The sequence below is a fragment of the Bythopirellula superficialaquae genome, assembly GCF_059632245.1.
On sequence record NZ_CP197426.1, the window covers coordinates 3861254 to 3874390 of the forward strand.

Genomic DNA, 13137 nt, shown 5'->3' on the forward strand with positions numbered 1-13137 from the left:
ACCGATTGCAAGGGCCGTACCGTTCGGCCAAGGTCACGCGGCATTTTTTCGGCCGCGTCTGCCCCCTGCAAACTTCGCGGGCTTTGCTAGAATGCCCCCATTGGTCAGCCGGAGGCATTCGCTGGCCAGAGCATAACAGTTTCTACGAAGCCCAGCCGGGCCAAACCAGCCATCCCACCCACGTTCGCATGCCCAACTCCACAAATGTAGCGATTGTCGGAGTCGGCCTGATCGGCGGATCGATTGGCCTTGCTCTACGTAAGCGCGGGCTGGCAGCAAATGTTACAGGAATCGGTCGAAATCAGGGCACCCTCGATAAGGCGTTGGCCATTGGAGCGATTGACCGGTCAACAACGGATCTCGCTGCCGGAGTGGCCAATGCCGATTTCGTCGTGGTCGCGACACCGGTCGATCTTATTGCGGACACAGTTTGTCAGATCGCTCAAGCGGCTCCCAATGCCAAGTTGATTACCGATGCGGGAAGCACCAAAGGGCTCATTTGCCATAAGGTCGATGCCCAGCTCGACCCGTCAGCCCACCGTTTTGTCGGCAGTCACCCCCTGGCGGGTGATCACCGTGCAGGTCCCGAACACGCCCGCGAAGACTTATTTGAAGGAAAAACCGTCGTTGTGACGCCGACTTCCAGGACTTCGGAAGAGGTCCTAGAAATTGCGCGGGATTTCTGGCAATCTTTGGGAGCCATGGTCCATGTCATGTCTCCTGAGGAACATGACCAAGCCCTGGCAAGTACCAGCCACATGCCCCATTTGGTTGCCTCGGCTTTGGCCAAGTGCACACCGCAAGAATACCTGCCGCTGGCGGCCACGGGTTGGTCCGACACGACCCGTGTCGCAGCTGGCGATGCCGCTTTGTGGACGCAGATATTTAGCCAGAACAAAGCCGCTATGCTACCCGCACTTGACCAGCTGGTAGCCCAGCTTCAAGAAATGCGAGCCGAAATGGCAAACGGCGAGTGGTCACAACTTCAAGACACCCTCCAACAAGCGAAACAGATTCGAGATGCTCTGGGAAATTGACATCCACCCCTTACCCGGGCTCCAAGACCACGAAGCACAGCGCGTGGCTGGTGTGGCTGCTGAGTTGGGAATTGGCCACAATTTATCCATTCACTCGGCGCGGGGGTTTCTGCTGGAAAGCGATTCCCTAGATGCCGCACAAGTTTCGCGGCTAGCTAGTGAGCTTTTTGCCGACGGCACGGTAGAACGTCCGGTCGTAGCCAAGGTTGGCGATGTAACTCTGGTTGCTCCGCCTCAAAATAATAGCGCAACCTTATTACAGGTACTTTTGAAACCAGGCGTCATGGATCCTGTTGCTCAAAGTGCCGAGGCAGCGGTAAGGGATTTTGGCTTTTCGCTCACCGCGTTGCGAACTCTAAGAAAATATTGGATCGCCGGTGCGGAGCAGGAACAACTCTCGGAGATTAGCACCCGAATTCTGTCCAACGACGCTATCGAACAAACGGTGATCGGCCCCCTCCCCTTTGATCGGCTGCAACTCGGGAGCGAATATCAATTTCGCCTGCAAACGGTAGCTCTTAAGGGTTTAGACGATGCAGGCCTGATGCGGCTCAGCCGCGAGGGGCAGCTTTATCTGCAACTCGCGGAAATGCAGACGATCCAAAAGTACTTCGCCGAACTGGGCCGCGAACCAACGGACATCGAGCTGGAGACCCTCGCTCAGACGTGGAGCGAGCATTGCAGCCACAAGACGCTGGCAGGACGTATTGCCTACCGCGATGAGCAGGGCGAACGGCAGTTCAACAATATGCTCAAGGAAACCATCTTCGCGGCGACTACCGAACTGCGTAAGCGTTGGGGCGACAAAGATTGGTGTGTCAGCGTCTTCCGCGACAATGCCGGAATCGTCCGGTTCACCGACGATTTCAATATCTGCTTCAAAGTAGAAACACACAATCATCCGTCGGCGCTGGAGCCCTACGGTGGCGCAAACACCGGCATTGGTGGTGTGATCCGCGATACGATTGGCACCGGCATGGGGGCCAAGCCGATTTGTAACACCGACGTATTTTGCTTCGCACCTCCCGACACCCCTAGCAGCGAACTCCCGCCCGGGGTGCTCAATCCCAAACAAGTGATGCGTGGGGTCGTCAGTGGGGTTCGCGATTATGGCAACCGCATGGGCATTCCCACGGTCAACGGAGCCGTCTATTTCGATCCTCGCTATCTCGGCAACCCTCTTGTCTATTGCGGCAATGTTGGCCTCATCCCCGTCGACAAATCGTTCAAGCAGGTACAGCCCAATGATTTGATCGTGAGCGTTGGTGGTCGCACGGGCAGAGATGGCATCCATGGTGCCACGTTTTCCAGTGCTGAGCTTACTCACGAAAGTGAATCGCTTTCAGGTGGAGCCGTTCAAATCGGCAACGCCGTCGAGGAGAAGAAGGTGCTCGATGTTCTGAAGGCCATTCGGAACCGTGGTCTGTACACAGCCATAACGGATTGTGGCGCGGGTGGATTCAGCAGTGCCGTCGGCGAAATGGGCGAGGAAATCGGAGCAGAAGTTTGGCTTGACCGCGCACCAGTGAAATACGCTGGCCTATCCTACACCGAGATTTGGATTTCCGAAGCCCAGGAGCGCATGGTTCTCAGCGTGCCTCCACAATCCTGGGATGAATTCCACGCCCTCTGCGAAGCTGAAGGAGTAGAAGCCACGGCTATTGGTAAGTTTGCTCCGACAGGGCGATTGCTTTTGAAATACGGTGAGCACGTCGTTGGCGACTTAGAAATGGACGTCTTGCACAAAGGTCGCCCGCCCGTAATCCGCTCGGCCAATTTTTCGCCTCAAGCAGTTCAAGATATAGAACTGCCATCATTAGGCAATAATCTTACGGACGATCTTTACCGAATTTTGGGCAGCTACAACGTCGCCAGCAAGGAATGGATCATCCGCCAGTATGATCATGAAGTGCAAGGCGGCAGTGTCGTCAAACCGCTTGTCGGCACGCAGCTCGATGGCCCTGGTGATGCGGCGGTCGTTCGCCCTGTACTGTCTTCACGCCGTGGAGTGGTTATTTCTTGTGGCATGAATCCTCACTATGGGGATCTCGATACCTACCACATGGCCGCCAGTGCCATCGACGAAGCGATGCGTAATTGCGTGGCAGTAGGGGCTGATCCTTCGCGGATTGCGCTCCTCGACAACTTCTGTTGGGGCGACTGTGAAAAGAGCGAAACGCTGGGCTCGTTGGTCCGCGCGGCCCTTGCCTGCCACGATTTATCACTTGTTCTGGAAACGCCCTTTATCAGCGGCAAAGATAGCCTGAACAATGAGTTCAGTTACTTTGATGAGTCCGGCAACAAACAGACGATTGCCATTCCCCCGTCGTTATTGATCAGTGCAATGGGGCAAATCGCTGACGTGTCGCTCGCCGTTACGATGGATCTCAAGCACGCGGATAGCTTGCTGTATCTGGTTGGCACGACGAAAGATGAGCTTGGCGGTTCGCACTTCGTTTTGATCCACGACTTGAAAGGCGGGCAAGTGCCTCAAGTTGATCCATTCTTGGCCAAGCAAACATTCGCGGCGTTGCATCAAGCAATTTCCAGTGGTTTAGTGCGAGCCTGCCACGATTTGAGTGAAGGTGGTCTTGCGGCTGCCGCCGCCGAAATGTGCTTTGCAGGTGACATCGGGGCTGTGATCGAATTAGCTAAAATTCCTACGCATGAAACTTTGCCCCCCGTAAAATTACTGTTCAGTGAGTCCAACACCCGTTTTCTCTGCGAAGTTCGACCTGATCAGTCCGCGGCGTTTGAAGCTGCTTTGAGCAACGTCCCACACGCTTGCATTGGTCGCACTCAAGCAGAGCAACGGTTGGAAATTGTTGACCAACCCAATGGCACTTCATGGATCAATACCGAACTCTCCGCGTTGAAAGCCGCTTGGAAAGAACCGCTCGCCTGGTAAAAACGATATGACTCAAACCCGCATTATGATATTGCGAGCACCCGGCACGAATTGCGACGTGGAGACCGCGCACGCTTTTCAGTTGGCTGGCGGGCTGCCCGAAGTATTTCATCTCAATCGTTTGCTGGAATCTCCCAACTTAGCCAGTGACTATCAGATTCTTTGTCTTCCCGGCGGTTTCAGTTACGGCGACGACGTTGCCGCGGGACGGATCTTCGGCAATCAGATTCGCCATCACCTGGCCGACGCGATGCGAGAGTTTCGCGAGGCGGGCAAGCTCATCCTGGGTATCTGCAATGGATTTCAAGTTCTCATCAAATCGGGCTTGCTCGATACGGACGATTCACAGGGTCCGGCGGCATCACTAACTTGGAATGATTCGGGAAAATTCATCGACCGCTGGGTCAGCTTACAAACCTCCGGTGATCACTGTGTGTTTCTACAAGGAATCAGCTCCCTTGTCCTGCCGATTGCTCACGCCGAAGGAAAGTTCGTGGTTCGTGACGACGAGTGGCTCAGCCGCTTTGAAGAGAATGGCCAGCTAGTTTTGCGTTATGCGGACACCGGCGAGATGCCGTCGCCCTACAATCCCAACGGCGCTGTGGTCGACGTGGCTGGCATGTGCGACTCGACGGGACGAGTCTTTGGCTTGATGCCGCATCCCGAGCGATTTGTCGATTTCACGCAGCATCCCCAATGGACGAGACGTAGCGAACGCGGTGAAGGACAAGGGCTCGCCATGTTCCGTAATGCTGTGCGGTACTTTTCTTAAATTTAAGCAAAGCGTTTGTAACGCGGCTCGATTTCTGGTTTCTCCTTAACGGGTAGTGACTCCGCGAGCCACCAAGCAAAGCGTCCCAGCACGCGGCAATACACAAATGCGGTTGCGAGAGCCACGGGAACAATTCCCAAAAGCCACTCACGAGCCATCACGAGAATTGCCATGGAAGCTGCAATCCCAATCGCGAGGATGATAGCCGACTCTACATAGAACAGTAACCAATGGGCAGGCCGCAGGACGAGGCTTCCCCATACTCGGAGAGAAAAGATCCCCATCGGTGTGTTTTGATGAAACGTTGAAAGCAAGAGTACGGGAAAGAAGATCAAGAAACTGCCTGCCCCGACGGCAAATGAATACTCCCAGGGAACGAACTTCATAACAGCAAACCCAGGGATACAGCTCAGCGAGAGTGTGGTGCCGATATGCAGCATCTCAATTAAGCATTCAAAGAAGCGGGGGCTGGGCGAGGCATACAGCTTGGTGTGCCCCTCGGAACTCTCGGCCACAATCGCACAGAGAATGGCTGCGGTCGGGCCATACCACATCAGCCCCGTTAAAAAGCCGAAAATTCGACACATCAAGGCGAACATCTGAGCAAAGCCACTTGCGCTGGCTGAAGGAATCGAGTTAATGAGCAACCAAGCAACCACTGTCCCACCCACCGATAATCCGACCCACCATGTAATCACCGGTTCTCGCACGAGCATCGACAAGACACCGTTGAGCGTTGGCAACGGCGGCATTTTGGGACGTTCTGCAGCAAGCTTTTCGGCTTCCTTGGCAACTGCCATCAGTCCTTCCTGCTTAATTCGCTCGATATACTCGGGAACGACTTTCTGTCGGGTGGTCGGAGGGGCAGAGAGCTTGTACTCTTCGCCGTCGGGAACAAGGGGCGACTTTTTCTCGACTTCTTTGGGCGGTTCTTTGACCGCAGTGAGTGCGCCACAATCGGGGCACTTAAGTTTGCCACCCACATGCTTGAGTTCGGCATACATCAAAGTGTCGCAAACCCGGCAGTAGATGGGGAACAGCTTGGGTTGTGCGGCTCGTTGCTTTTCAGGTTCAGGGGCTTTGTCGACTTCCCACACGTCGTACTGCGGTCCTTGCATGGCCGCTGGGACACGCGGGGCCTCGGGTTTTCTGGGAGTGGGAATAACATTCACGGCGCCGCAATCGGTGCACTTGGCTTTTTTGCCGCTATCTTCGCTCTTGGCGACAAGCCGCGTGTCGCAGACCCGGCACCAGAATTCGACAAATTTTGGCAGTTCGGGCTGGCGAGGTTTATCGTTCTGCTCATCCAGTTCGGGAATCAGAAGCGTTTTTCCGCATTTCCCGCAGCGGCACAATTTGCCGGCCTGCGCGGGGTCATAGGGCAACGCGGCTTGGCAGCCATCGCATTGAAAGCGACGATGTGGCAAAGGGTTGGCCGACATAAATATCCGAAGTCCTCTCGATCAATCCTAAACCGCTCTTCCGCAAGTTTCTAATCCGGCTTAATCAAGGAGTCGGCTTGTCAGGTGATTTGTCTAATTGTTAGCATCAAATCCCATGTGGCAGGGAATTCAAGGACATGACGCGGTTGTGGAACAATTTCGTGGCAGCTTGGCTAGTGGCCGGCTCGCGTCGAGTTATTTGTTCCTCGGACCTGCTGGGATCGGCAAACGCACGTTTGCTCTCAAGTTGGCCAAGGCTCTGCTCTGCGCGAATGCAAAAGAAACGGACCTCTTGCCCTGTGGACATTGCGACTCCTGCCGGCTAATGGAAGCCGGAACGCATCCCGATATCGATGTCGTGGGGCTGCCTGCTGGAAAGCGGTGGTTACCGCTCGAACTCTTCTTGGGTGATCGTGAGCACCGCAACCAAGTCGGACTTTGCCATAATATCTCACTGCGGCCAATGATGGGTCGACGCAGAGTGGCGATCATCGACGATGCCGACGGCCTGACGACTGAGAGTGCCAATTGCCTGCTCAAGACCCTGGAAGAACCCCCGCGGGGGGCGCTGCTGATTCTGATCGGCACAAATCGGAGCCGGCAACTTCCCACGATTCTCTCGAGGACCCAGATCGTTCGGTTCGAGCCCTTGCCACAAGAAGTGGTAAGCCAGCTGCTCCTGGAGCAGTCGGTCGTGGAGAACGAATCCCAGGCAAGGGATCTGGCGGCGCAATCTGGCGGTAGTTTGCAACGAGCTACCGAGATACTTGCCATGAATCTTGGCGACTTTCGCCAGCGGCTTGTTAAACATTTTTCCCAGCCTGGACTCAATAGCGTGCGATTTGTGTCGATGGTCAACGATTTCGTTAGCGAAGCAGGAACCGAAGCCGAAGCCAAGAGGCAGCGGTTGCGGGCTACCTTTGAATTGGTCATTGAGCACCTGCGAGATCAGTTGACGGCAGCCAAAGCCCCAGTTTCAACGAATCGCGCATCGGATTCACGCTTACTCGCTGCTTTGGACCGCTGTGTCCTGGCCGAGGAAGAACTTGACCGCAATGCCAACCAAGCGACTTTGCTGGAATGCTGGGTCGACGATTTGTCGCATCTCTTGAACACGGCCCCCATCCCGCGTTGAACTGTGTGTTTCCCCGCGGCTTCCGGTTGACTGTCCGGGTGAGTCGATCTAAACTTCGCTCTTGCTTAGGATTACAATCTTGCAAGCTGTACCGCCGTGGCCGGTTCTTCTTTGAATCCTTCGATTCAAAATCGTCAAATTCCTGGCTATCCGAGCGGTTCTGGGGAGTTGCGTATTCTATTTTTGGATAGCTCGGAACGTTCAGGAGGGGGACGTTGGATCGCGACGCATCGAGCGTGATTCGGCTAATCGTTCCACCCCAGCTTTGGCCAACTAGACATATTCTTTTTCAGGAATCTCAATGTATCTCTCGATAGTTCGTTGCTTGCTGACGGCGGTGATCAGCTTGGTCGCATCCACGGCCAGCGCTGGTGAAGCGGACCTCATCCTACCTGACGTTTCCACGCAGGATTTTCTGGGAATCAATGGCCGTCACTGGCTGTTGGGCGGCTTGGTGGTGTGTGGGTTGGGTATGTCCTTCGGACTGTCGATGTTCTTCAAGCTCCGCAATTTGCCCGTGCATCAATCGATGCGTGATATTTCGGAGTTGATCTACGAAACCTGCAAAACTTATCTCTTCACCCAAGGTAAGTTTATCCTGCTCCTGGAGTTGTTCATCGGCGCAGTCATGGTGGTCTACTTTGGTTGGCTGCGACATTTCGAGGCCATGAAAGTCGCCACAATTATTTTGTTTAGCTTGGTAGGCATCGCGGGAAGTTATTTTGTGGCCTGGTTCGGCATTCGTATCAACACCTATGCCAACTCGCGGGCAGCGTTTGCTTGCTTGGCAGGCAAACCGTTGCCGGCCTTCACGATCCCCCTGCAAGCAGGCATCAGCATCGGCACGCTGCTGATTAGCGTCGAGCTGGCGATCATGCTTGCGATTTTGTTGTTCGTGCCGGGCGACTATGCGGGCCCCTGCTTCATCGGTTTTGCGATTGGTGAATCCCTCGGTGCAGCGGCCCTTCGCATCGCGGGTGGCATCTTCACGAAGATTGCCGACATTGGGGCCGACTTGATGAAGATCGTCTTTCATATCGACGAAGACGATGCCCGCAATCCTGGTGTGATCGCCGACTGCACTGGAGATAATGCCGGTGACTCGGTGGGTCCCACAGCCGATGGTTTTGAGACCTACGGTGTGACGGGTGTGGCCCTGATCACGTTTATTTTGCTGGCTGTCGTGCCGCAGCTGTATTACCCCGAGGGGGTCACTGCCGCGACCGCCACGCAGGAACAAGTGGCCGCCGCCGCGGACGCTGCCACGCAAGTTCAAGTTCGCTTGCTGGTCTGGATCTTCATGATGCGAATCATGATGATCGCCACGAGCATCTTGGCCTATGCAGTGAATCAGGCTTTGGCCCGAGCGAAATATGCGACGGAAACGCATATGGACTTCGAGGCCCCATTGACTCAACTTGTTTGGATTACGTCTGTCATTTCGGTTGTAGTTACTTATGTGATGTCCTTCTTGCTGATTGGTGGTTTGGGGGATGGCACGCTGTGGTGGAAGCTTTCGACAATCATTTCCTGCGGTACTCTTGCAGGGGCGATTATCCCGGAACTCGTTAAAATCTTCACATCGACCCATTCACTGCACGTCAAGGAAGTTGTGGAATCGTCCCGTCAAGGGGGTGCTTCGCTTAACATTTTGTCTGGTCTAACTGCGGGCAATTTCAGTGCATTCTGGATGGGCCTGACGATCGTGGCACTTATGGCGATTGCCTACGGCGTGAGTTCGTTCGGTCTCGATGTTTTGATGATTGCCCCAGCCGTGTTTGCCTTCGGTTTGGTCGCGTTTGGTTTCCTGGGCATGGGTCCCGTGACAATCGCGGTCGATTCGTATGGTCCCGTGGCAGACAATGCCCAAAGCGTGTTCGAACTCTCCACGATCACTAAAATCCCCGGCATCGAGAAAGAAATCGAACGAGACTTCGGCTTTATGCCAGATTTTGTGAAAGCCAAAACTTTCCTCGAAGAAAATGACGGTGCCGGCAATACGTTTAAAGCGACGGCCAAGCCGGTGCTGATTGGCACCGCGGTTGTGGGGGCCACGACCTTGATCTTCTCGATCATCGTGGTGCTGACCAACGGTTTGACCACCGATATGGAAAAACTGTCTTTGCTCTATCCTCCTTTTATGCTCGGTTTGATCTCGGGCGGTGCTGTGATTTATTGGTTCACGGGGGCCTCAACTCAAGCCGTCTGTGCCGGCGCTTACCGGGCCGTGGAATTCATCAAAGAGCACATCAAGCTCACGGGTGGCGAAGATCGTGCATCCATTGAGGACAGCAAGCGGGTCGTTGAAATTTGTACGCTCTATGCCCAAAAGGGTATGTTCAATATCTTCTTCGCTCTGTTTTTCATGACGCTCTCGTTCGCTTGTATCAACGCCCATTTTTTTATTGGTTATCTGTTTTCTATTGCCATCTTTGGATTGTACCAAGCGATTTTCATGGCCAATGCCGGTGGAGCGTGGGATAATGCCAAGAAAATCGTCGAGGTTGAACTTCGTGAAAAAGGGACACCGCTCCACGATGCCTCGGTAGTGGGCGACACCGTGGGCGATCCGTTCAAGGACACCTCCTCGGTGGCCCTCAATCCGGTCATCAAATTCACGACTTTGTTCGGCTTGCTGGCTGTGGAACTGGCCATCGAGATGAATCCGACGACCAGCGTCGCCGTCGGCGCGATCCTCGGGCTGTTGTCGCTGGTCTTTATCTGGCGGTCGTTCTATCGGATGCAAATTGCCGTGCAAGCGGTCACTCCGGCCCTGGCAGAATGAGCTTTTCTAGGCCCTTGCAGGCTTAGGGGTTTGATCTAAAATTTAAGCTCGACTTGGGTCCGAGAAACTCCGATATTTCTCTGGATCGCTGACCTGGAGAGGTGGCAGAGTGGTCGAATGCGCCGGTTTGCTAAAGGGGTATGGTATCTTTTCACCAGCCCCAAAATCGCCGAATATCACGGTATTTATAGGGTATTCGGCACTTTTGGCACCTATGCCGAAACCCCGCAAAACACAGCTTAGCATGGCCCTACCGCAGTAAATTACTACAGGTCGGTCAGCGTGTGCTTGCCGTGGCCGCCGTACGCCCAAAATAGCCCTGCTAGGCCCCCAAATTCGTCCCCTAACGAGCGCCAGTCTGGGGGCCGACATTCGCGACAAGTGCCGGGCAACCATTGGCCTACAGGGGCGACAATTGGCAGTTATCTGCTAAGTTCGCGCGAAGGCAAAGCCTCGCCTATTTTTTCTTTGCCGACTTCTTATTCGCTGCTTTCTTTTTAGCCGTTTTCTTAGTTGTTTTTTTCTTAGCGGATTTCTTCGGCGCTGCCTTCGTTACTGCTACCTTGCGTGCGTAGGTCTTTACCTTCTCAAGCATTTCCTCTGCTCGTAGCAACTCTGCGTTCACCGTTGTCGCCAAAACTGAAGCATTGCTGAGCTTTACCCGAACGGCAATTACATTCGGGTCGATGGAGAGTAGTTCGGTGATTGATTCTGAAATAAGTTTGGCGGCTTGTTTATCGTCCTTGCGAGGTTTGTTCCCTGAGAACAATCCGCCAATAGCTTTCCCTAAAAGTTCTACAACCTTGATAACTAGAACGGTTTCCATTCCGTACCTCTCTGAGAACTAGACCACTTGAATTAGCGCCTTGGGTCCGAAGTAATACTCGATTAGCGCGGGCAAGGCAGCCATAAAACAAAGAACCACCGCAAGTAGGGCTAATGTTCCCATTTCTCATTTACCCGTGACTTTCGAGATAAGCGCCTCGTGCGCCAAGTGCAATCGAGGTATTGCTATAGTCGACGACCAAGCAGACCGACCGCTCCTAGGCAAATGAGCAAGAGCGCGGTGGGTTCGGGGATTAGGCTAGCGACGCGAAAATCCAATGAAGTAGACCCCGGTTCTCGGCTCGGTGTGCGGTTGAGGCTCAGGGGACTTCGGGTCCGCCCGACAGCCCAACAATTGGGCCAGGCCTTGGTTTTATTGACAGAATTGACAATCGCTGCCGAAATACATAGAACGTTAACGGAAATCTTAAATCGACTTCTGTCGAGTGATGTGCTGGGGAGATCGCGAGATGCTTGTTTCCGTCGGTTTGTTGTTGATGGCACTCGCAGCCACAGCATATGCGGTCGGGCTCTATCTAGTCAGCCATTATTACCACCGAAGCTTCGGCCCCTCGATGCCGCATGAGCCACTGTGGCAAATAGGCCAGCGATATACCGAAATCGTCAGCTGGTGTCTCCAAGAGGGAACAATGCCGACGTGGGTTCCGCGGATCGTTGAGTGGTCTGTTCTTGGATTCCTATTCGGAGCGGTGTGGAGCGTTGCTGCAATCTTCGTTTGATACGGAGAAAAAGCTCGGGGGGCAATAGGTCCATATTCAGACCAATTATCTATTTGGCGGCGTGCGGGAGAGGCTGCGAACTCTTTCTGGCGGTCGTTAGCGGGGTCGAACTTGACGATACGCATATGGATGCCCCAACAATCAAAGGAGCGGGCGATATTACATCCGTGTCCTGCACACAAGGATCGCTAGTCCCGCTACCGCCAACAGCGCTGTGCTGGGTTCGGGAACAGTGATCCGCTTGCATACTTGGCCTTGTCTGTCTCTCATTTCGGGGTTTGTTCGTACCGGAACATGAGAAGATGGCTAATTGTTCCAATCGATTGACACGGCATCGGGACCATCATTACGATTACGGAGTCTTGGGGACTGGCACTCCTCTTGGGCCACTCCAACTGTGAAGTTCTGGTTAACACACTTCAGTGTGTAACCATATCCAAACTACTCCGCCAATGTTTCGATGAGATACAACATGAAGCGACTAATGGTACTAGTGTGTTTTTTCATGTTCTATGGAGCAGTTGAGGCATCTGGCGACGCGCCTCATCTAGGAGCGAGGGGATTCACCTGGAACACCCTTTCCGAAGCTTATGCTGGAACAATCAATTATCCTGGAATACCTGAGATCAACCCGCACGGAGCAGATTCAACCTTATCTGCGCCTGCAACGGTAATAAGGGCGGGTGCAACTTCTCACGTTAATCACGCTAGCCAATGGTCTATGAGTATCGAGGGTTATGCAGTTGGCGATGCGGTGTTAATAGGAGATCACGTTCATAGTGAAGCCGAATCTGATGTTTCGCTTGGATTTTTTACAGAGGTTCCACACCGAATTATCCTAAATTTAAGGCTCGTTATAGCCAATGATTGGACCGGAAGTTTTAGCTCATATTCAAGGATCAGATTAGTTAGGCCGGATGGACCAACGATTCATTTGCCCGTCTCAAGTCAAACTGGTCAGCAGAGTACTTTTGAGTATGAATGGGATCTGGGTGTTGTCCCTCCCGGCGACTTTAGTTTAGAAGGGTATGCATCAACAATCTGCCGAACCTTTATTCTGGGAAATGATATTCAGCGAGTAGGCTCGGCCTACTACACGGCCTCGTTGTCGCTCACTCCAACCTCTGAATACGCAGGCGTAGGCGATTTCGATGGAGATGATGACGTCGACGGCAGGGACTTCCTTATTTGGCAACAACAAGCTGGCAATTTCGTACCGGGAGGCACTGGGGCCGATGCAAATGGCGATGGAGTGATAGATAGCGCCGATCTCTATTGGTGGAACGAGCTATATGGGCGTCCCTCTCAGCCTACCGGCACTTATACAAATATATTGAGCGTTCCAGAACCGCTTGGATTGCACCTCATATTCCTAGCGGGTGTGTCGCTTATCTTCCGCAGGCAAGGGTCTAAGTAAAATAAAAAGGGGCAGCGCACCGACTGACATGGAGATACGATCAGTCGATGCGCCGGGCGTCTGCAAACCACGGGGA

10 protein-coding genes are annotated in these 13137 nt (G+C 53.7%); 6 read left to right on the top strand and 4 right to left on the bottom strand.

What is annotated here, in order from left to right:
• The first annotated feature begins 5 nt into the window (after positions 1-5).
• From SH678x_RS15940 to purQ, 3 genes are read left to right on the top strand one after another with little or no spacing between them, the layout of a single operon-like run.
• On the top strand, positions 6-1037 hold the full coding sequence (locus SH678x_RS15940; protein ID WP_496919444.1) for a prephenate dehydrogenase: 1032 nt from the start codon (positions 6-8) through the stop codon (positions 1035-1037).
• Positions 1021-3945, top strand: a complete 2925-nt coding sequence (purL, locus tag SH678x_RS15945; RefSeq protein WP_496919445.1) for a phosphoribosylformylglycinamidine synthase subunit PurL — start codon at positions 1021-1023, stop codon at positions 3943-3945. The genes SH678x_RS15940 and purL overlap by 17 nt, the downstream gene beginning before the upstream one ends.
• A 7-nt stretch (positions 3946-3952) precedes the next feature.
• Complete coding sequence (gene purQ, locus SH678x_RS15950) at positions 3953-4717, top strand: phosphoribosylformylglycinamidine synthase I (RefSeq protein WP_496919446.1); 765 nt, start codon at positions 3953-3955, stop codon at positions 4715-4717.
• A gap of 2 nt (positions 4718-4719) precedes the next feature.
• On the opposite strand, the gene SH678x_RS15955 is transcribed toward purQ, so the two are convergent.
• Positions 4720-6159 carry a hypothetical protein gene (locus SH678x_RS15955; protein WP_496919447.1) on the bottom strand — a complete coding sequence of 480 codons (1440 nt, stop codon included), beginning with the start codon at positions 6157-6159 and terminating at the stop codon, positions 4720-4722.
• Positions 6160-6274: 115 nt separating this feature from the next.
• Between SH678x_RS15955 and SH678x_RS15960 the strand changes: the two genes are divergently transcribed.
• Positions 6275-7294: a DNA polymerase III subunit gene (locus tag SH678x_RS15960; RefSeq protein ID WP_496919448.1), complete on the top strand. Its 1020-nt coding sequence runs from the start codon at positions 6275-6277 to the stop codon at positions 7292-7294.
• A gap of 301 nt (positions 7295-7595) precedes the next feature.
• Positions 7596-10079, top strand: a complete 2484-nt coding sequence (locus SH678x_RS15965) for a sodium-translocating pyrophosphatase (protein ID WP_496919449.1) — start codon at positions 7596-7598, stop codon at positions 10077-10079.
• A gap of 457 nt (positions 10080-10536) precedes the next feature.
• Here the strand turns inward: SH678x_RS15965 and SH678x_RS15970 are convergent, their stop codons facing one another.
• From SH678x_RS15970 to SH678x_RS15980, 3 genes are all read right to left on the bottom strand, one after another.
• Positions 10537-10905 carry a hypothetical protein gene (locus SH678x_RS15970; protein WP_496919450.1) on the bottom strand — a complete coding sequence of 123 codons (369 nt, stop codon included), beginning with the start codon at positions 10903-10905 and terminating at the stop codon, positions 10537-10539.
• Positions 10906-11090: 185 nt separating this feature from the next.
• The gene (locus SH678x_RS15975; protein WP_496919451.1) at positions 11091-11423 is read right to left on the bottom strand and encodes a PEP-CTERM sorting domain-containing protein; all 333 of its coding nucleotides are present in this window, start codon (positions 11421-11423) and stop codon (positions 11091-11093) included.
• 380 nt (positions 11424-11803) lie between these two features.
• Positions 11804-11914 carry a PEP-CTERM sorting domain-containing protein gene (locus tag SH678x_RS15980; protein WP_496919452.1) on the bottom strand — a complete coding sequence of 37 codons (111 nt, stop codon included), beginning with the start codon at positions 11912-11914 and terminating at the stop codon, positions 11804-11806.
• 190 nt (positions 11915-12104) lie between these two features.
• Between SH678x_RS15980 and SH678x_RS15985 the strand changes: the two genes are divergently transcribed.
• A complete protein-coding gene (locus SH678x_RS15985; protein WP_496919453.1) occupies positions 12105-13061 on the top strand; it encodes a dockerin type I domain-containing protein in 957 nt (318 codons plus the stop codon).
• Positions 13062-13137 lie beyond the last annotated feature (76 nt).

Coding starts and splice junctions, on each gene's coding strand:
- purL (WP_496919445.1), top strand. CDS start 1,021: ATGCTCTGGGAAATTGACATCCACCCCTTACCCGGGCTCCAAGACCAC.
- purQ (WP_496919446.1), top strand. CDS start 3,953: ATGACTCAAACCCGCATTATGATATTGCGAGCACCCGGCACGAATTGC.
- SH678x_RS15955 (WP_496919447.1), bottom strand. CDS start 6,159: ATGTCGGCCAACCCTTTGCCACATCGTCGCTTTCAATGCGATGGCTGC.
- SH678x_RS15960 (WP_496919448.1), top strand. CDS start 6,275: ATGTGGCAGGGAATTCAAGGACATGACGCGGTTGTGGAACAATTTCGT.
- SH678x_RS15965 (WP_496919449.1), top strand. CDS start 7,596: ATGTATCTCTCGATAGTTCGTTGCTTGCTGACGGCGGTGATCAGCTTG.
- SH678x_RS15970 (WP_496919450.1), bottom strand. CDS start 10,905: ATGGAAACCGTTCTAGTTATCAAGGTTGTAGAACTTTTAGGGAAAGCT.
- SH678x_RS15975 (WP_496919451.1), bottom strand. CDS start 11,423: ATGCTGTGGCTGCGAGTGCCATCAACAACAAACCGACGGAAACAAGCA.
- SH678x_RS15980 (WP_496919452.1), bottom strand. CDS start 11,914: ATGAGAGACAGACAAGGCCAAGTATGCAAGCGGATCACTGTTCCCGAA.
- SH678x_RS15985 (WP_496919453.1), top strand. CDS start 12,105: ATGAGATACAACATGAAGCGACTAATGGTACTAGTGTGTTTTTTCATG.